This window comes from Phenylobacterium sp. T106 (genome assembly GCF_057219735.1).
Genome location: NZ_JBXVWA010000016.1, coordinates 24173 through 41247, shown reverse-complemented (window position 1 = coordinate 41247; position 17075 = coordinate 24173). Strand labels below are relative to the sequence as shown.

The 17075-nt window shown below is 71.8% G+C and carries 19 protein-coding genes; 5 read left to right on the top strand and 14 right to left on the bottom strand.

The genetic code is table 11. The features are described 5' to 3' along the window. Window positions 1-205 precede the first annotated feature (205 nt). Together AC2D8W_RS22210 and AC2D8W_RS22205 are read left to right on the top strand one after the other, a co-directional pair. Entirely contained in the window at window positions 206-1417 is a 1212-nt protein-coding gene (locus AC2D8W_RS22210) for a TIGR03862 family flavoprotein (protein WP_484673360.1), read from the top strand. A gap of 61 nt (window positions 1418-1478) precedes the next feature. Then, a complete protein-coding gene (locus AC2D8W_RS22205; RefSeq protein WP_484673359.1) occupies window positions 1479-2030 on the top strand; it encodes a TlpA family protein disulfide reductase in 552 nt (183 codons plus the stop codon). A 10-nt stretch (window positions 2031-2040) separates the two neighbouring features. Here the strand turns inward: AC2D8W_RS22205 and AC2D8W_RS22200 are convergent, their stop codons facing one another. Further along, complete coding sequence (locus AC2D8W_RS22200; RefSeq protein WP_484673358.1) at window positions 2041-2904, bottom strand: TauD/TfdA dioxygenase family protein; 864 nt, start codon at window positions 2902-2904, stop codon at window positions 2041-2043. A gap of 57 nt (window positions 2905-2961) precedes the next feature. Here AC2D8W_RS22200 and AC2D8W_RS22195 point away from each other — a divergent pair, with 57 nt between their 5' ends. Both AC2D8W_RS22195 and AC2D8W_RS22190 read left to right on the top strand, forming a co-directional pair. Beyond that, a complete protein-coding gene (locus AC2D8W_RS22195) occupies window positions 2962-3801 on the top strand; it encodes a phytanoyl-CoA dioxygenase family protein (protein ID WP_484673357.1) in 840 nt (279 codons plus the stop codon). Window positions 3802-3861: 60 nt separating this feature from the next. Then, window positions 3862-4686, top strand: coding sequence for an enoyl-CoA hydratase-related protein (locus tag AC2D8W_RS22190; protein WP_484673356.1), 825 nt, complete (start codon window positions 3862-3864; stop codon window positions 4684-4686). Window positions 4687-4790: 104 nt separating this feature from the next. Here the strand turns inward: AC2D8W_RS22190 and AC2D8W_RS22185 are convergent, their stop codons facing one another. The 11 genes from AC2D8W_RS22185 to AC2D8W_RS22135 form a co-directional block, all read right to left on the bottom strand. Beyond that, window positions 4791-5528 carry a dienelactone hydrolase family protein gene (locus AC2D8W_RS22185; RefSeq protein ID WP_484673355.1) on the bottom strand — a complete coding sequence of 246 codons (738 nt, stop codon included), beginning with the start codon at window positions 5526-5528 and terminating at the stop codon, window positions 4791-4793. A gap of 149 nt (window positions 5529-5677) precedes the next feature. Then, window positions 5678-6490: an SDR family NAD(P)-dependent oxidoreductase gene (locus tag AC2D8W_RS22180; RefSeq protein WP_293480848.1), complete on the bottom strand. Its 813-nt coding sequence runs from the start codon at window positions 6488-6490 to the stop codon at window positions 5678-5680. A gap of 49 nt (window positions 6491-6539) precedes the next feature. Continuing rightward, window positions 6540-6833: a hypothetical protein gene (locus tag AC2D8W_RS22175; RefSeq protein WP_484673354.1), complete on the bottom strand. Its 294-nt coding sequence runs from the start codon at window positions 6831-6833 to the stop codon at window positions 6540-6542. Continuing rightward, complete coding sequence (locus tag AC2D8W_RS22170) at window positions 6820-7872, bottom strand: tetratricopeptide repeat protein (protein WP_484673353.1); 1053 nt, start codon at window positions 7870-7872, stop codon at window positions 6820-6822. The genes AC2D8W_RS22175 and AC2D8W_RS22170 overlap by 14 nt, the downstream gene beginning before the upstream one ends. Window positions 7873-7932: 60 nt before the next feature. Continuing rightward, the gene (cckA, locus tag AC2D8W_RS22165) at window positions 7933-10044 is read right to left on the bottom strand and encodes a cell cycle histidine kinase CckA (RefSeq protein ID WP_484673352.1); all 2112 of its coding nucleotides are present in this window, start codon (window positions 10042-10044) and stop codon (window positions 7933-7935) included. Between the two features lie 81 nt (window positions 10045-10125). Next, entirely contained in the window at window positions 10126-11211 is a 1086-nt protein-coding gene (gene flhB / locus AC2D8W_RS22160) for a flagellar biosynthesis protein FlhB (RefSeq protein ID WP_293480842.1), read from the bottom strand. Beyond that, window positions 11208-11966 carry a flagellar biosynthetic protein FliR gene (gene fliR / locus AC2D8W_RS22155; protein WP_293480840.1) on the bottom strand — a complete coding sequence of 253 codons (759 nt, stop codon included), beginning with the start codon at window positions 11964-11966 and terminating at the stop codon, window positions 11208-11210. The genes flhB and fliR overlap by 4 nt, the downstream gene beginning before the upstream one ends. Window positions 11967-11978: 12 nt before the next feature. Continuing rightward, window positions 11979-12242 (bottom strand): flagellar biosynthesis protein FliQ, encoded by a 264-nt coding sequence (gene fliQ, locus AC2D8W_RS22150; RefSeq protein ID WP_293480838.1) that lies wholly within the window; start codon window positions 12240-12242, stop codon window positions 11979-11981. Window positions 12243-12344: 102 nt separating this feature from the next. Next, window positions 12345-13253 (bottom strand): PEP-CTERM sorting domain-containing protein, encoded by a 909-nt coding sequence (locus AC2D8W_RS22145; RefSeq protein ID WP_484673351.1) that lies wholly within the window; start codon window positions 13251-13253, stop codon window positions 12345-12347. Between the two features lie 147 nt (window positions 13254-13400). Next, window positions 13401-14945 (bottom strand): ABC transporter permease/substrate-binding protein, encoded by a 1545-nt coding sequence (locus AC2D8W_RS22140; protein ID WP_484673350.1) that lies wholly within the window; start codon window positions 14943-14945, stop codon window positions 13401-13403. A gap of 10 nt (window positions 14946-14955) precedes the next feature. Continuing rightward, window positions 14956-15726 carry an ATP-binding cassette domain-containing protein gene (locus tag AC2D8W_RS22135; RefSeq protein ID WP_484673349.1) on the bottom strand — a complete coding sequence of 257 codons (771 nt, stop codon included), beginning with the start codon at window positions 15724-15726 and terminating at the stop codon, window positions 14956-14958. A gap of 74 nt (window positions 15727-15800) precedes the next feature. On the opposite strand from AC2D8W_RS22135, the gene AC2D8W_RS22130 reads away from it, so the two are divergent. Next, window positions 15801-16298, top strand: a complete 498-nt coding sequence (locus AC2D8W_RS22130) for a superoxide dismutase family protein (protein WP_484673348.1) — start codon at window positions 15801-15803, stop codon at window positions 16296-16298. A 28-nt stretch (window positions 16299-16326) separates the two neighbouring features. Here AC2D8W_RS22130 and fliE read toward each other — a convergent pair whose 3' ends face one another. Continuing rightward, the gene (gene fliE / locus AC2D8W_RS22125; protein WP_484673347.1) at window positions 16327-16644 is read right to left on the bottom strand and encodes a flagellar hook-basal body complex protein FliE; all 318 of its coding nucleotides are present in this window, start codon (window positions 16642-16644) and stop codon (window positions 16327-16329) included. An 11-nt stretch (window positions 16645-16655) separates the two neighbouring features. Then, window positions 16656-17075, bottom strand: coding sequence for a flagellar basal body rod protein FlgC (flgC, locus tag AC2D8W_RS22120; RefSeq protein ID WP_484673346.1), 420 nt, complete (start codon window positions 17073-17075; stop codon window positions 16656-16658).

Sequence of the window (17075 nt, the reverse complement as noted above, 5' to 3'; positions counted from 1 at the left end):
CCACTGCGCCCTGCTCAGCTCGTAGCGCTTCACGCCCATCAACCCGCTCCGAATCAGAAACCCGGAGACGGATTGATTCAGCACCCTTCAGATCTGGGAATCCTGAATGTGGATTGGTCCTAGGCGCCGGGGGTCCCGGTGAATGCCGGGACGCCGGCGGCAGCTCGCATTGGCGTGTCGGGCGGGCCGCGGATAAAGACGGCTCATGCGCGCGCCTCTCACGATCTCGGTCGCCGTCGTCGGCGGCGGCCCGGCGGGGCTGTTCGCGGCCGAGCGCCTCGCGCAGGCTGGCTGCGCCGTCACCGTCTACGAGAAGATGCCGTCCGTCGGCCGCAAGTTCCTGATGGCGGGGCGCGGCGGGCTGAACCTCACGCATGCCGAGGACTTCGAGGCCTTCGCCGGCCGGTACGGCGCGGCCGCCGGTTGGGCGCGCCCGATGCTGGAGGCGTTCACCCCGGCCGACCTGCGATCCTGGGCCGAGGGGCTGGGACAGCCGACCTTCGTCGGGTCGTCGGGCCGGGTGTTCCCGAAGGCGATGAAGGCGTCGCCGCTGCTGCGGGCGTGGCTCGCGCGGCTGGCGGCGCTGGGCGTGACGGTGCGGACGCGGACGACCTGGCTGGGCTGGGACGCAGCCGGCGCGCTGCGGTTCGCGACTCCGGACGGGGAGATCACCGAGCGGCCGGACGCCACGGTGCTGGCGCTGGGCGGGGCGAGCTGGCCGAAGCTGGGGTCGGACGGGGCGTGGGCGGCCTGGGTCGGGGACGTGGCGCCCTTCCGGCCGGCCAACATGGGATTCGACGCGACCTGGAGCCCGGTGATGCAGGGCTTTGCGGGCCAGCCGCTGAAGGGGATCGCCCTCAGCTTCGGCGGCCGGACGGTGCGCGGCGAGGCCATGGTGGCCCGCTACGGGCTCGAGGGCGGCGCGGTCTATGCGCTGTCGGCGCCGCTGCGGGACGCGATCGAGGCCGAAGGATCGGCCACGGTGACCCTCGACCTGCGGCCGGACATGTCGGTGGGCGCCCTGACCGCACGGCTGAGCCAGGGACGCGGCGCCGCGTCCCTGTCGAACCATCTGAGGAAGGCGCTGAAGCTGACGCCGGTCGAGACGAACCTGCTGCGCGAGGCGCACGGCAGGAACCTCCCCGCGGAGCCCGGCGCCCTGGCGCGGGCGATCAAGACCGCGCCGATCCGGCTGACGGGCGCGCAGGGGCTGGCGCGGGCGATCTCGTCGGCCGGCGGCGTGCGGCTGGGGGCGGTGGACGAGCGGCTGATGCTGCGCGCGCGGCCCGGCGTGTTCGTGGCCGGCGAGATGGTCGACTGGGAGGCGCCCACCGGCGGCTACCTGCTGCAGGCGACGTTCGCCACGGCCGCGTGGGCCGCTCGCGGCGTGTTGGCCTGGGCGTCCCGCCAAGCTTGACCGTTCAGCCGCCGTTCAGGCGGGCGGCTCCACCGATGGCCGGTTGCTGGGGACCGCCATCATGCTGGATCGGCGCCATGTCATCGCGGGCCTGACCGCCGCGGCCACGCCCGCCCGGGCCGCCGACTCGCGGCTGGCCGACCAGCCGGCGCTGCCCGGCGCGCTCAGCCAGTATCGCGACCTGCCCGTGAAGCGGCTGGACGGCGAGCCCTCGACCCTCGGTCGCCTGCTGGGTCCGCCACGGCCCGCCGTCGTCAGCTTCTGGGCCACCTGGTGCGCCCCATGCGCGCTGGAAGGCCGCCGGCTGGCGCGCCTTCGCCTGCTCTATCCGGAAGCGGCCCTGGCGATGGTCGGGCTCAACCTGGACGCCCGGCCGGACCCGATCCGCCTGGACGCGTTCCGCCGCAAGGCCGAGATGAACTACACGCAGGGGCTGGACGCGCGGGCGGTCTACGCCGCCTTCACCCAGCAGGCCGTCGTGAGCCTGCCCAAGACCTACGTCTTCGACGCCGAGGGAAAGGCCGTGGCCGCCTTCGGCCGCTTCTTCGGCGAGCGGACGCTGCGGGCCATCGATGAGGCGGTGCGGCGGGTGGCCGGCGCCAGGACCGGGTGACCCGGAGCCCCTATTCCGCCGCCGCCGGCACGCGCGCCTGCGCCGGCCAGGGGTCGACGGTCACGCGGCGCATGTGGCGGCGCTGGCCCGGATAGTCGTTCAAGGCGAAGTGCCAGACCGAGCGGTTGTCCCAGAAGGCCACCGAGCCCGGCCGCCAGGCGAAGCGGCAGGTGAAGCCCTCGTAGCGGCAGTGCTCGAAGAGGTAGTCCAGCAGCGGCTTGGACTCGCGCGCCTTCCAGCCCTCGAACCGCAGCGTGAAGGCCGGGTTCACATAGAGCGCCTTGCGGCCGGTCTCGGGGTGGGTCAGCACCACCGGGTGCACGAATTCGCCGACGTAGCCGTCCGCCTCGGCCACCTTCATCGAGCCGCGCTTCTGCGCCGAATGGCCGCCGGCCGAATACTCGCGGCTGGCGGAGTGGACGGCGTTCAGGCCCTCGAGGGTCCTCTGCAGGCCCGGCGACAGGGCCCCGAAGGCGGCGGCCTGGCTCGCGAAGAGCGTGTCGCCGCCCCAGTCCGGCAACTCGACCGCGTAGAGGATCGAGCCGATGGCGGGCGTTTCCAGGAAGCTCATGTCCGAGTGCCAGCCGCCGCCGAAGTTGGTCTTGTCCGAGGGCTCCTTGATGATCTCCATCACCTCGGGGTGCTCGGCCATGCCGGCGACGTAGGGGTGGATGTTCAGCGGCCCGAAGCGGCGGCCGAACGCCACCTGCTGCTCGGGCGTCAGGTCCTGGTCGCGGAAGAAGATCACCTGGTGTTCCACCAGGGCGCGGCGGATGGCGGCGATGGTCTCGTCGCTCTGCGGCCTGGCGAGGTCGACGCCCTCGATCTCGGCGCCCAGCGCGCCCGCGACGCGGCGGATCTTCAGGTCGGTCATCGGCGGTCCTCCGGACGGAGCGTGCTAGACTTCGCCACAATAGGGAGACGAGGCCAGATGGACAAACCCGCGGCGCCCTTCGACGTCGACGGCCACGTCGCCGAGATCCGCGAGCGCGGCTTCACGGTGATCCGCGACTTCATGGACGCCGACACGCTCCGAGAGGCGCGCGAGACCCTGGCTCCCTTCATCGGCGCGCATCATGGGCGAAACAGCTTCGAGGGCTATCGCACCGAGCGGGTCTACACCCTGGTGGCGCGCGGGCGCGTGTTCGAGGACCTGACGGCCGACCCGCGGATCCTGGCGATCCTCGACCGGTTCCTTCAGCCCGGCTACCTGCTCACCGCCAGTCAGTCGATCCAGATCAACCCCGGCGAGACGGCCCAGGACCTGCACACCGACGACGGCTTCTATCGCCAGCCGCGCCCGCGACCGGCCATCAGCATGACGGTGATCGGGGCGATCGACGACTTCACCCAGGCCAACGGCTGCACCGAGGTGATCCCGGGAAGCCATCTGTGGGGCGACTTCGGCGATCCAGACCGGCCGAACACCCAGGACGCGCTCGAGGCCCTGCTGGTCCCGATGGAGATGCCCGCCGGCGCCTGCTTCGTCATGGCCGGGACCTGTCTCCACCGCGGCGGCGCCAACCGCACCGACCGGCCCCGGCTGGGCTTCACGAACCAGTATTGCGAGCCCTGGGGGCGCACACAGGAGAACTTCTTCCTGGGGATCCCGCCCGAGCGGGCGCGCGCCATGTCGCCCCGCCTGCAGACGCTGCTGGGCTACGACATCCACCCGCCCTTCATGGGGATGGTCAGCTCCGTGCACCCGCGAAAGGCGCTCGAGCCCGGCTGGATTCCCCCCGTCGTGGCGCAGGATCCGGCGCGGGACTGACGAACGACCGCTTTACTGACCTTGGGGCGCCGGTTGGCCAATGCGGTCCAGGAGGACCCCATGGCCGATCAACCCATCCTGCTCACCGACAGCCCCGGGCCCGGCGTGCGGCGGCTGACCCTGAACCGTCCCGAGAAGCGCAACGCGCTGTCGAACCAGCTCCGGGGCGAGCTGTTCGCCGCGCTGGAGGCCGCCGACAAGGATCCCGAAGTGCGGGTGATCGTCCTGCGCGGGGCGGGCAAGTGCTTCTCGTCGGGCTACGACCTGGCCGGCGTGGGCGAGCTGCCGTTCCACACCGCGGGCGCCCAGGGCCAGTGGGCGCGGCACGTGGTGGAAGGCTGCTTCCGCATGTGGGACCTGGCCAAGCCGATCATCGCCCAGGTGCATGGCTGGTGCCTGGCGGGCGGCTCGGAACTCGCGTTCGCCTGCGACCTCGTCTACATCGCCGAGGACGCCCAGGTTGGCTATCCGGCCGTGCGGACGATGAGCTCGCCCGACAACCAGTTCTATCCGTGGCTCATGGGCATGCGCGCGGCCATGGAGCTGATGCTGACCGGAGACTCGATCTCGGGCGTCGAGGCCGCGCAGCTGGGCTTCGCCAATCGCGCCTATCCGGTGGAGGAGCTGGAGCCGGCGGTGACCGCCATGGCCGAACGGATCGCCAAGGTCGACCCCGAACTGGCGCAGCTGAACAAGCGGCTGGTGCACCGCCAGATGGAGGCCATGGGCATGCGCGCGGGCCTGCGGGCGGGCACCGAGCTGCACGCGCTGGGCTGGCACACCAAGGCCAGCCGCGAGTTCATGGCCAAGATGCGCGAGGGCGTGAAGCAGGCGCTGGACACGCGGGATTCCGCGTTCGGGGACTATCGCACGAAGGAGGGCTGACCCCCTCTCGCTTCGCGAGCTCCGCCAGAGGGAGAGCATTTCACGCCTTCGGATCCTCCCCTCCTGGGGGAGGTCCAGCGTCGCGCAGCGATGAGGGGCGCCGCCTAGCCGAGGTTCCGCTGGAACAGGGCGAAGAGGCGCTCCCAGTGTCGTTCGGCGGAGGGCTTGTCGTAGACGGCGCCGCGCTGGGGGAAGGCAAAGCCGTGGTGGGCGCCGCGGTAGATTTCGACCTCGGCGTTGGCGCGGCCTTTCAGCGCTGCGTCCAGGGCCTCGACCATCTCGAGCGGCGCGTAGCTGTCGTGCTCGGCGCAGGCGAAGTAGAGCTCGGCGCGCGTCTTCTGCGCCGCCAGGTGCGGACTGTCCGGTCGGTCGGTGACCAGCTGCACCCCGTACAGCGAGGCGGCGCAGGCGATGCGCTCGGGATGGTGGGCCGCGGCGTTGATCGCGTACTGGCCGCTCATGCAGTAGCCGATCGCGCCCGCCTTGCCGGGGCTTGCGGCGGCGTCCCGGTCGGCGAAGTCCAGCAGGCCGTCGGTGTCAGACATGACCATCGGGATGTTGATCGAGCCCATCAGGTCGAACATGCGCGCCCGCGCCTCGGCCTCGGGCAGCGGCGGCAGGTCGGCCAGCTCCAGGACGCCGCGCCGGTAGTAGAGGTTGGGGAGCATCACGTAGTAGCCGACGGTGGCGATACGCCGGGCCATGTCGCGCAGCTCCTCCCGGATGGCCGGCGCGTCCATGTAGAAGAGCACGATGGGATGCGGCCCGCCCCGCTCGGGGTGGACGATGAAGGTGGTGGTCGCCCCGTCCTTCGTGGGGATGTCGACAGTCTGCTCGATCATGGGTCTTTTTCCTTCTACCGAGCATCCCGGCGAAAGCCGGGATCCAGATCACGTGGCGCGCGGCCCCCGAACGGGCCGGCCCGGCGTACGGAGCCCTGCGATCTGGGTCCCGGCGTTCGCCGGGACGGTCGGCTGCAACCGCCGAGCGCTTACGCCAGCTCGCTGGGCTTGAGGTTCAGCTCCTCGAGGAAGGGCGCGGCGTAGTCGATGCGGCCGGTCATGGTCTTCGGGTCGCCCTTGCAGAGCTGGTAGACGGCTTCCGCAATGTACTCGATCGGCTGCACGCGGTCCTTGGTCTGCTCGTTGATCAGGCCATGGACGGCCACGCCGGGCGTGTCGACCAGGCCTGGCGAGACCACGTTCACGGCGATGTTGTCGTCGTAGACCTCGGACGCGAGACCGGTGGTGAAGCGCTCCAGCGCCGCCTTGCACATGCCGTAGACCGTGCCGCCGCCCCGCCGGTTGTAGGGCTGCTTGGGATGGATGCCGGCGCCCGACGAGATGTTGACGATCCAGCCCTGCTTGCGCTCGCGCATCGAGGGCAGGACCAGCTGCGAGAGGTGGAACGGCGCCCAGACCTGGACCTCCATCATCAGGTCGAAGCGCTTCTTGGGGAACGTCTCGACGGGGATGAAGAAGGTGACCGCCGCGTCGTTGACCAGGATGTCGACGGGGCCGTAGGCGGCGACCGCCTCGTCGATGAGGCGGACGCGATCGGCCTCGTCCGACAGGTCGGCCTTGACCGCCATGGCCTCGCCGCCGAAGGCGCGGATGCGGTCCACGGTGGCGTGCAGCGTGCCCGGCAGCTTGCTCTCGCCGGGCTCGGCGGTGCGGGCCGAGGCGACCACCTTGGCGCCCTCCATGGCCAGGCGCACCGCGATGGCCTCGCCGATGCCGCGGCTGGCGCCGGTGACCACCGCCACCCTGCCCTTCAGCGTCCCGTTCGCATTGAAGCCCGCCATCGCCGTCCTCCCATACCGCTCTTTCTGTTGGCGGCAGGGTCGCGCGGGATCACCGGCGGCGCAAGGGCTGGTCGGCCTCGCGGACCGTCAGGCGGCCCACCGTGAGTTCGTCCACCTCCAGGCGGCGGATACGCACGCTGCGAACCGTGAGGCGTCCGATCGCCAGCCGGCCGATGGCGAGCGCGCCCAGGGCCGCCGCGCCGAGCGCCACGGCGCCCACGATCGCGGCGCCGAGGCCGGCCGAGCCCACGGCCTCCGCCCCGGTCGCCGAGGCGCCGACCGCGCGGCCGGCCACGCGGCGGACAGGCGGCCGGGGCGCCCTCACGGCGTCACGCCCGCGCATCCAGGGCCGCCTTCACCTCGGCCAGCACGCCGGCCCAGTCGCCCGGCTTCGCCTGGCGGAAGATCGTCACGGACGGATACCAGGGGGTGTCCCGGCGGTCCCGCAGCCAGCGCCAGTCCGCATTGAACGGCAGCATCAGGAAGCAGGGCTTGCCCATCGCGCCCGCCAGGTGGGCGACGGCCGTGTCGACGCTCACGACCACGTCGAGGTCCTCGATGATGCGGCGGGTGTCCTCGAAGTCCCGGGCGCCGTTGTCCTCGGGCGCGAGGCTGCGGACGCCGGGCCAGGCCAGGATCTGCGCCGCCAGGTCGTCGGGGAGCGAGCGGTTGCGGTCGTTGACGTGCTCGGCGCTGCCCTTGCCGACGAAGCCGATCCCGGCGCCGCCCGGCTTCGACGGCAGGTAGGGCGCGGGCGGGATGGTCTCCAGCGTCGCGCCGAGACGCCAGGGCAGCGAGCCGGTGAGGATCCAGGCGTCGTGCGGCGGGATCTCCACACGGCCCTCGCCGCTCAGCAGGCGGACGCCCAGGTGCTCGAACAGGCGGGTAAGGCTGGAGCGGCAGGTGAGCGTCACGTCGATCCCGCGTTCGACGAGGGGGCGGACGAACCGCGCGAACATGATCTGGTCGCCCAGGCCCTGCTCCAGCACGATCAGCAGGCTGCCGACGGGCTGGCCGGTCCACTCCGGGAAGCTGAACTGGGGCTTGCGCTGGCCCGGCCGGATGCGGCGCTCGTAGAGGGGCCAGCCCTCGGCGAGGCGGCCGTCGCGAAGGGCCAGATAGCCCAGCCGCCGCTCGAACTCGGGATCGCCCGGCCGCCTGGCGAGCTCGGCCCGGTAGAGCGCCTCTGCGTCCGCGTAGCGGCCCTGGTCCTCCAGGACGAGGCCGAGGTTCAGCGGCACCGCCGGCGGCGGCGAGCCCTTCATGAGGGCGCGGTAGAGGCCCTCGGCGTCGCCGAAGCGCCCGTCGCGGGTGGCGGCGGAGGCCAGCTCGAAGAGCTGCTCGAAGGTGAAGCGTCGGGGCTCGGCGGGCGGCTGGGACATCCCGGCTCCATGGCCCGCAGCCGCCGCGTTGGCAAGCCGCACGCGCCCGACCCCCGCCGGTCAGGCGGCCTTCTGCAGCTCCTGCTTCACGCGCTCGGCCAGGGTCTTGATGTCGATCGGCTTGGGCAGGAACGAGACGTTGCGCTCGCCCTCGAGCAGGTCCGAGAACTCGCTCTCGGCATATCCCGAGATGAACATCACCGGCGCCGCGCCCAGGTACTGGCGCGCCTGCTTCAGGAGGTCCGGTCCCTGCATGCCGGGCATCACCACGTCCGAGATCATCAGGTCGATCTCGCCGGCATGGGTCTCGGCGTACTCCAGGGCTTCCTCGCCGGACGCCGCCTCGATGACCTCGTACCCTCGCGCGCGCAGCAGCTTGGCCGCCACGCCGCGCACGGCGTCCTCGTCCTCCACGAAGAGGATTCGGCCCGCGCCCGAGAGGTCGCGCGCGGCGGGGCGCTTCGGCGCGGCCGCCTGCGGGGCGGGCGCCGCCTGGGCGGGCGCAATGTGGACGGGCAGGAAGATGCGGAACGCCGCCCCCTCCCCGGGCTTCGAGGCCACCGCGATCCAGCCGTCGGACTGCTTGACGATGCCGTAGACCGTGGCCAGGCCCAGCCCCGTCCCCTCGCCCACCGGCTTGGTGGTGAAGAACGGGTCGAAGATCTTGTCCATGACGTCGGGCGGGATGCCCGGACCGTCGTCGCCGACCTCGACCATGGCCTGGTCGCCCACCGCGGACGGATAGCCCAGGTTGCGGGCCTCCTCCTGCGTGACGCGGGCGGTGCGGATGCGGATCGTCCCGCCGCCGTGGCTGCGGATCGCATCGCGGGCGTTCACGACGAGGTTCATGATCGCGGTGTCGAGCTGGCTGCGGTCGGCGCGCACATGGGGCAGGTTCCGGCCGTAGTCCGTCGCCAGCTTGATGTCCTCGTGCAGCAGCCGGCGCAGGAGCACCTCGGACTCCGAGATCATCTCGCCGACGTCGAGGATCTCGCGCTGGACCGTCTGCTTGCGCGAGAAGGCCAGCAGCTTGCGGACGAGGTCCGCCGCCCGCATCGAGGTCTGCTTGATCTCGTTGAGCCCCTCGTAGCTGGGGTCGCCGACCGGGTGGCGGGTCGACAGGACGTCCAGCTGCATGAGGATGGCGGTCAGAAGGTTGTTGAAGTCGTGCGCCACGCCGCCGGCGAGCTGGCCGATGGCCTGCATCTTCTGGCTCTGGCTGAGCTGCAGCTCGACCTGCTTCTGCTCGGACACGTCGACGAGATAGGCCACCCAGCGTCCGCTGCTCTGGGAGAGGTAGAGGTGCGCGATGCGCGTAGGATCATGCGCCAGGCGCACCTCGAGGGGCGCCGGGCCAGCGCGGCCTTCGTGCAGGCGGAACGCGGCGTCCAGACGGCTGGCCGGCTCGATCAGGTCGCCGAAGACCTGGCCCGCCTCGCCGCCCTTCGCCACCGCAGCGAGCGCCGGGTTGGCCTCCACGATCCGGGCCTCGAACGGGTCGTCGCCCTCCAGCAGGGCCGCGCCGAAGGGCGAGGCCGCGGCGAAGGCGTCCAGCACCCTGGGCGGCGGCGCCTTCGCCGAGGCGACGGCGTTCAGCACTTCCATCGCGGACGACGGCAGCGCCAGGGGACCGCTGCCGCGGCCCGTCAGTCGCACCAGGAACCGGCGCGGCCCGATCGGCGAGACCAGCGCCTCGTGCTCCTGGCCGCCCATCCTGATCGCGGCCCGCCCAAGGTCCCCGCGCCGGGCCGCCGCCAGGGCGGCGAAGAGGCTGGACGCGGCGGCCCCGCTCTTGGGCAGGCGCGGCGCGGGACCCATCGACGCGCGCCAGGCCGGGTTGGCGGTGAGCAGCCGTCCGTCCGGCGCGGCGACCGCGGCGGGCTCGTCGAGCGCGGCCAGGAACGCCTCCGCCCCCGTCTCGGGCTCCACCGGCTCGTCCGGCGCGCCGCGCAGCACGAACAGGCCCAGGCAGCAGACGCCCGCCAGGCCGAACAGCAGGAGCGAGCCGGCCAGCGTCTCGGGCCCTGCGTTCAACAGCGGGGCCGCGGCGAAGGCTACGGCCAGCAGGAAGAACAGGACCGCGAGCGCGATCAGCGGATCGGTCTTGCGGGTCTTGGACGGCGGCTCGGCCATGGCGAGCGTCGGCGCCTCCGGCGAATCGGTGATCTGCATTGTCTCACAAGGGCCCGGGAACCCGGAAAAGGGCGAAAACGTCGCCTGCGCCCGCCCGGGCGGCGGCCGGCGTCCGAAGGCTCATCGGGCGGCTCGCGCGGCGCGGTCGCGGCCGGCGCCGAGAATGAAGCCGATGATCTTGGCGACGGCCTCGAAGTGGGCCGCCGGGATCATGTCGTCGATGTCGACCGCCGCGTAGAGGGCGCGGGCGAGCGGCGGGTCCTCGATGACCGGCACGCCGGCCTCCTCGGCGATCTCGCGGATCTTGAGCGCCAGGGAGTCGAGGCCCTTGGCCACGCAGATCGGGGCGGCGTGCTCGCCCTGCTCGTACTGGAGCGCCACGGCGTAGTGGGTCGGGTTCATGATCACCACGGTCGCGTCGGGCACCGCCTGCATCATGCGCCGCCGGGCGCGCTCGTGCCGCAGCTGGCGCTGCCGCGCCTTCACGTGCGGATCGCCGTCGGTCTGCTTGTAGTCTTCCTTCACTTCCTCGCGGGTCATGCGGTTGCGGGTGAGGAAGCGCTGGCGCTGCCAGAGCCAGTCGCCGGCGGCCACCACCAGGGTCAGCGCCGCGACCGCGAAGACGAGCCGCTTCAGGACGTCGATGCTGTAGGGGAGCATCGCCGCCGGATCGAGCGCCGAGAGCGAGGAAAGCTCGGCCGCCGCCGGCTTCAGCACCCACCAGGCCAGGAGGGCGATCACGACCACCTTCACCGCCGACTTGGCGAACTGCATCAGCCCGTCGGGACCGAAGAGGCGCACGAAGCCCTTGTCCAGCGCGACCTTCGACCAGTCGGGCTTCAGCTTCTCGGGCGTGAGGTGAAGGCCGCCCTGCAGGAGATTGGCGGCGACCCCCGCGACGGCCGTGGCGGCCATCACCGCCAGCAGGGCCGGCGCGCCGGCCATCACCGCGTGGCGCAGCACGGCCACGCCGCCGCCGCCCTCGAGGGGGATCGAATCCGGACGGCTGATGAAGGGCGTCAGCTGGGCCGCCATGTCGCGCGAGAGCCAGCCGCCGGCCATGATCACGACCGCCGCGGCCGCGCTGAGCGTCGCGAACGACGCGAGGTCCATGGTCTTGGCGCCGTCGCCCTTCTCCCGCGCCTGTTCGAGCTTTCGCGGGGTGGCTTCTTCTGTCTTGGACTCGCGATCGGGACCCTCGCTCATCGGGAGAAGAGCCCGATGAGGTCACGATAGCGGTCCACCCAGACCACGCCGACGACGCCCAGGCTGAGGGCGAACACCGAAAGGCCGAGGAGCACGTTGAGCGGCGTGGCGACGAAGAACACCTGGAACTGCGGCATCACCCGCCCGACCAGCCCGGTGGCGATGTTGAAGACCAGCGAGAACACCACGACGGGCGCCGCGAGCTGCAGGCCCAGCGCGAAGGAGCGGCCCACCGTCTGGATCGCCAGCTGCCCGGCGTCGGCGATCGGCACGTCGCGGGAGAACGGGAACAGGTCCCAGCTTTCGACGATCGCGGCCACGAAGAGGTGGTGCAGGTCGGTGGCGAAGATCAGGGTGATGCCGATGAGGCCCAGGAAGGTGCTGAGCGTCGTCGAGGGCTGGGCCTGGGACGGGTTCGCGGTCTGGGCGAACGAGAGGGTCGTCTGCAGCGAAACGATCTCGCCCGCCGTGGCCAGCGAGCTCATGAACAGGCGCAGGATGCCGCCGATCATCAGCCCTATCAGCACTTCCTTGATCACCGCTCCGAAGAGCCCCGCCGCGTCCGCCGGCAGGGGCGGCACGGACCCCGCGAGCAGGGGGAACAGCATGAGCGTGAAGGCGAGCGCGAAGGCCAAGCGGATCCGCGGCGGGATGAACGTCTCGCCCATGCCCGGCAGCAGCATGACGATAGCGCCCAGGCGCGCGAAGACGAGGCCGGCGGCGAAGACCTGCTGGGCTGTGGCGTAGGATTCCACGGCCGCGCCGCCCTACATGCCGGCGATTCGGGCCGCGATGTTGCGCATGAAGCCGCTCATCAGGGCGCCCATCAGGGGCAGGAAGAGCAGCAGCGAGACGAAAATGGCGACGATCTTCGGGGCGTAGACCAGCGTCTGCTCCTGGATCTGCGTCAGCGCCTGGAGCAGGCCTATGCCCACGCCGACGATCAGGCCGACGATCAGGACCGGGGCCGACAGCTGGATCGTGAGCCAGATGGCGTCGCGTCCGACGTCCAGAACTTCGGCGCCGTTCATGCGGAAACCTCACGGGAAGCAAGCACGCCGCGGCGCACGCCGCGGCTGCTCACTCTTGGCCCGTCATGGTTAACGAAAGGCTAGGTCGCCCACGTCCGTCGGTCAGGCCGCCGCGGTTGGCCGGCGGCGCAGGATGGAGCCAAGGCCGAAGAAGCCCAGGATCATCATGGCCCAGGCGCCGGGCTCGGGCACCACGGCGCCGACGCCGATGAAGGCCGAGTTCTCGCCGCCATGGCTGGCGCCGGCGATGAGGTAGCGGGCGCCGGCCGCCTGGCCCTCGGCGATCAGGTCCTGCGTCGACTGCCCCACGTCGCTCAGGCCGTAGTAGTAGATGAACCGCTTGGTCGCACCGCCCGCGAGGCCGCCCAGGCTGATCTTGATCCCACCCCCGAGATCGCCGGTGGCGTCACAGCCCGCGAAGCAGCTGAAGCCATAGGGCGTGTTGGGGTCCGGATCCTCGAAACCCAGGTAGCTCGAATCCACCACGGCGCCGAACGCCCCGTAGGGACCCGTCACGCGCTCGTCCGTCTCGTTAGGGGCGATGTCCCAGTCGACGTTGCGCTGGAAGAGGACCTCGCCCAGGTCTCCGCCGGTGTTGGTGACGCTGGTGAGGATGCGCAGGATGTTGCCGCCGGAGACGAAGCTGTAGTCCTGCTCGACGGTGAGCCCCAGGTTCGTCCTGGTGGTGACGAGGGCGCCCGCGCTGCCGAACACCGAGGTCGTGCTGACGATGTTGGAGGGGCCGAAGAAGGCCTGGTCGCCATAGGCGCCGCCGCCGCCGACCACGGCGACCCCCCAGGAATCCCGCGGCGTGCCCGGATAGATCGGATCGTAGCCGTCGCCGTTGCGCCGGAAGCCCGTCCCGTCGCCGGAACTGTACAGCTCGCCGTTCGCGCCGATGCCGGCCGAGAACCCGTCGCCGACGCTGGAGATGGTCCCCTGAGCCAGGGCCGTGCCGCCCATGGCGAGCGACATCGCGAGCGCCGTTCCGGCAAGCCGTGTGAACCTCATGTCTTACCCCCACAAAACCGGACCGCAGCCGGCCCCTGCCCGGCCGCCACTGGGCCGGGATCGTCGCCCCGACCTTAGAGGAACTGCGTGACGCTTCGGCAACCGCCTTCGCCTCCCAGGCGTGATCTTTCGACCCGCCCGCGCGATTCAGCGCCGCTCGAGCGTCCCCGCGGCCTGCGCGGGCGTCATCTTGGCGGTGTCGCGATCCACCAGGAGGTTGGCCGCCCGCATGGCTTCCACGGATATGGATCCGACCAGCGGCGTCAGCGTCTCGACGAGCCGCCGGTCGCCGGCCGCCTTCGGGGACACCAGGATCACCGCGTCGTAGGGCGGGATCGCGCCCCGGGGATCCGAAAGGACCACCAGCCGGTCCGCGGCGATCCGGCCGTCGGACGAGAAGGCGCTGATGACGTCCACGTCTCCCGAGGCCAGGGCGCGGTACATGAAGGTGGGCTGGAACGAGCGGCTGTTCCGGAACCGCAGCCCGTACGCTGACTCCACCGCCTTCCACTCGGGCCGTGACAGGAACTCCACGTCGGCCCCCAGCGTGAGACGCGGCGCGACGCGGGCCAGATCGTCGAGCGAGGCGACCCCCAGCGCCCGCGCCCGGTCCGGGCGCATGGCGAAGGCGTAGGCGTTCTCGAAGCCCAGCGAGCCCAGCACCCGCACGCCGTCGCGGCGCGCGAGTTCGGCGGTGAGCTGATCCAGCACCGCCTTGCGGCCGGGGTTGTCGGTGCGCCCCAGCACGGCGGTCCACAGCGTGCCCGAATAGTCGACGTAGACGTCGATTTCGCCGGCGGCGAGCGCCCGGTAGGCGACCGCAGACCCCAGGTCCTCCTTGCGGCGCACGGCGGCGCCGGCGCGCTCGAGGCGCACGGCCATCAGCTCGGCCAGGATGTACTGCTCGGAGAAGTTCTTGGCGCCGACCACATAGCTGCGCCCCCCCTCGAGCCGCGTGACCAGCGGCGCCATGGCCACGGCCGCGCCGACGACCAGGCCCACGGCCCCCGCAACCACGAACGCGCGACGGCGCCTGCGGACGCCCGTCTCCACGAGGCCGATCAGCTGGTCGGCCGTCAGCGCCAGGACGGCGGACGCGGCGCAGCCGAACAGCACCGACACCCAGTTCTCGGTCTGCAGGCCCGCGAAGATGTAGTTGCCGAGGCTGGTCTGCCCCACTGGCGTGGCCAGGGTGGCGGCGCCGATGGTCCAGACGGCCGCGGTGCGGACGCCGGCCATGATGACCGGCGCGGCGAGCGGCAGCTCAACCTGCAGCAGCTTCTGGCGCGGCGTCATGCCCACGCCGTCGGCCGCCTCGACGATGGCAGGGTCCACCCCGGTGATCCCGGCCACCCCGTTCCGAAGGATCGGCAGCACCGAATAGAGCGTCAGCGCGAGAAGCGACGGCAGGAAGCCGAGGGCCGAGAACCCGCGCCCGAAGAGGCTCTCCGACAGCGCGGCAAGCGCCAGCAGCAGGGGATAGAAGAGCGCCAGGAGCGCCAGGCTGGGAATGGTCTGGATCAGGCTGGCGGATGCGAGGGCGGGCCAGCGCAGGCGCGGCCGCCGCGCCGCCGCCACCGCCAGAGGCAGGCTGATCGCCAGCCCCAGGGCCAGGGCGCTCACCGACAGCAGCACGTGCCACGCGAGGTACTCGGGCAGGCGTTCGAAGGCGGCGGCGAGCTGGGGGTCCATCAGTGCGGCCTCACGCGCCGAGCCGCTGCCGCAGGCGCTCGGCCTGCCGGCGGGGCGCTTCCAGAAGGTCGCGAACGTGCGGATGGGCCGAGGCGTCGAGCAGCGCCGCGGGGCTTCCGTCGCCGAGGATGCGGCCGGCCTGCAGGACCACGATCCGATCGGCGAGCAGCACGGCCTCGGTCATGTCGTGCGTCACCATCAGCGTCGTCAGGCCGAGCCGTTCGTGGAGCGCGCGGTACTCGCCGCCGAGCGCGTCGCGGGTGACGGGATCGAGGGCCCCGAACGGCTCGTCCATCAGCATCAGCCGCGGCTCGGCGGCGAGCGCGCGGGCGACGCCCACCCGCTGGCGCTGGCCGCCCGAAAGCGCCGCGGGCGGCCGCCCGCCCACGTCCGCCGGCAGGGCCACCAGCTCGAGCAGCTCGGCCGCGCGCGCGGCGCGGCGCGCGGGGTCCCAGCCGAGCAGCTTGGGCGTGATGGCGATGTTCTCGGCCACCGTGAGGTGGGGGAAGAGGCCGATGTCCTGGAACACATAGCCGATCCGGCGGCGCAGGACGTGCGGCGGCGTGGAGGCCACGTCTTCCCCGAACACGGCCACCTGGCCCGTGGCCGGCCGGACCAGCCCGTTCACGGTCTTGAGCAGGGACGTCTTCCCCGAGCCCGAGCCGCCGACCAGGGCGACGAACTCGCCCGGCGCGACCTCGAGGTCGATATCCTCCAGCGCCGAAACGCCGTTCGGGTAGCGGAGCGCGACGTCGGACAGGCGGATCGCGGGCACGGCCATGGAACAGACCTAGCACGGCTTGGGTTGCCTCGCCCGAGCAGTCTAGACTTCCCCGACACCCAAGGAGTTCTCCCATGCGCCTTCCCGCCGTCCTCGCCGCCCTGCTTGTCGCCTCGTCCGCCTCGGCCCAGGCGCCGGCCACCGCCTCGGCCGACCTGAAGAACGGCGCCGGGAAGACGATTGGGTCGGTCACGCTGACGGCGGCGCCGAAGGGCGTGCTGATGAAGGTGGAGGCCAAGGGTCTCACGGCCGGCTGGCACGGCCTGCACTTCCACGAGAAGGCCGACTGCTCGAAGTCGGACTTCACGACGGCGGGCGCGCACGTCCACGGGCCCGAGGCGGCGGTCCACGGCCTGCTGAACCCCGCCGCGAACGACCTGGGCGACCTGCCGAACATCCACGCCGGCGCCGACGGAGCCGCCGCGGCCGAGGTGTTCACGACGCTGGTGACCCTGGACAAGTTGAAGGACGCCGACGGCTCGGCCGTGGTGGTTCACGCCAATGCCGACGACCACAAGAGCCAGCCCATCGGGGGCGCGGGGGCGCGCGTGGCCTGCGCAGAGATCCGGTAGGCGGCGAGACGACGCCGCGGCGCCGGCCTCAGATCGGCATGCGCATGATTTCCTGGTAGGCGGAGATCACCTGGTCGCGCACCGCCATGACGGTCTCGAGGCTGGCCTCGGCGGCCGAGATGGCCGTGACCACGTCGATGAGCTCGGCCTTGCCGGCCACCTGCGCGGCCATCTGCGTCTCGGCCGTCTTGGACGCCGAGAAGGCGTCGCTGATGGCCGCCTTCACGAGGTCGCCGAAGCCGCCCTGGGCGGGCGCCGCGGTCGAGCCCATGCCCAGGCCGTCCTCGACGCCCATGGCCTTCTGGGCGCTGGCGTAGGCCTTGGCGGCGGCGAGCGGGGTGATCATGGCCTAGGCCCCTACTTCTTCAGGAGGTCCAGCGTGCGCAGCTGCAGCGCGCGGCTGGTCTCGATCACGTTGAGGTTCGCCTCGTAGGCCCGCTGCGCCTCGCGCATGTCGAGGGCCTCCACCAGGCTGTTCACGTTGGGCAGCTTCACGTAGCCCTTGTCGTCCGCCGAGGGGTGGCCGGGGTCGTACTCCTGCCGGAAGGCGCTGGTGTCCGGCTCCACCTTGCTCATCCGCACCCCCTTGGCGCCGCCTATGCGGGTGGGCTCGAAGATGGCTTCCTGGCGGCGGTAGGGATCGCCGCCCGGCGTCTTCGACGTGGTGTCGGCGTTGGCCAGGTTCTCGGCGATGATCCGCATCCGCGCCTGCTGCGCGCGCAGGGCCGAGGCCGCGATGGACTGGGCGACGCCGCTGGTGGGCTTGATCTCGGGCAT

Excerpts from the sequence above, each read along its gene's own strand:
- AC2D8W_RS22210 (WP_484673360.1), top strand. The coding sequence starts at position 206 with ATGCGCGCGCCTCTCACGATCTCGGTCGCCGTCGTCGGCGGCGGCCCG.
- AC2D8W_RS22205 (WP_484673359.1), top strand. The coding sequence starts at position 1,479 with ATGCTGGATCGGCGCCATGTCATCGCGGGCCTGACCGCCGCGGCCACG.
- AC2D8W_RS22200 (WP_484673358.1), bottom strand. The coding sequence starts at position 2,904 with ATGACCGACCTGAAGATCCGCCGCGTCGCGGGCGCGCTGGGCGCCGAG.
- AC2D8W_RS22195 (WP_484673357.1), top strand. The coding sequence starts at position 2,962 with ATGGACAAACCCGCGGCGCCCTTCGACGTCGACGGCCACGTCGCCGAG.
- AC2D8W_RS22190 (WP_484673356.1), top strand. The coding sequence starts at position 3,862 with ATGGCCGATCAACCCATCCTGCTCACCGACAGCCCCGGGCCCGGCGTG.
- AC2D8W_RS22185 (WP_484673355.1), bottom strand. The coding sequence starts at position 5,528 with ATGATCGAGCAGACTGTCGACATCCCCACGAAGGACGGGGCGACCACC.
- AC2D8W_RS22180 (WP_293480848.1), bottom strand. The coding sequence starts at position 6,490 with ATGGCGGGCTTCAATGCGAACGGGACGCTGAAGGGCAGGGTGGCGGTG.
- AC2D8W_RS22175 (WP_484673354.1), bottom strand. The coding sequence starts at position 6,833 with ATGCGCGGGCGTGACGCCGTGAGGGCGCCCCGGCCGCCTGTCCGCCGC.
- AC2D8W_RS22170 (WP_484673353.1), bottom strand. The coding sequence starts at position 7,872 with ATGTCCCAGCCGCCCGCCGAGCCCCGACGCTTCACCTTCGAGCAGCTC.
- cckA (WP_484673352.1), bottom strand. The coding sequence starts at position 10,044 with ATGCAGATCACCGATTCGCCGGAGGCGCCGACGCTCGCCATGGCCGAG.
- flhB (WP_293480842.1), bottom strand. The coding sequence starts at position 11,211 with ATGAGCGAGGGTCCCGATCGCGAGTCCAAGACAGAAGAAGCCACCCCG.
- fliQ (WP_293480838.1), bottom strand. The coding sequence starts at position 12,242 with ATGAACGGCGCCGAAGTTCTGGACGTCGGACGCGACGCCATCTGGCTC.
- AC2D8W_RS22145 (WP_484673351.1), bottom strand. The coding sequence starts at position 13,253 with ATGAGGTTCACACGGCTTGCCGGAACGGCGCTCGCGATGTCGCTCGCC.
- AC2D8W_RS22140 (WP_484673350.1), bottom strand. The coding sequence starts at position 14,945 with ATGGACCCCCAGCTCGCCGCCGCCTTCGAACGCCTGCCCGAGTACCTC.
- AC2D8W_RS22135 (WP_484673349.1), bottom strand. The coding sequence starts at position 15,726 with ATGGCCGTGCCCGCGATCCGCCTGTCCGACGTCGCGCTCCGCTACCCG.
- AC2D8W_RS22130 (WP_484673348.1), top strand. The coding sequence starts at position 15,801 with ATGCGCCTTCCCGCCGTCCTCGCCGCCCTGCTTGTCGCCTCGTCCGCC.
- fliE (WP_484673347.1), bottom strand. The coding sequence starts at position 16,644 with ATGATCACCCCGCTCGCCGCCGCCAAGGCCTACGCCAGCGCCCAGAAG.
- flgC (WP_484673346.1), bottom strand. The coding sequence starts at position 17,075 with ATGCCCGAGATCAAGCCCACCAGCGGCGTCGCCCAGTCCATCGCGGCC.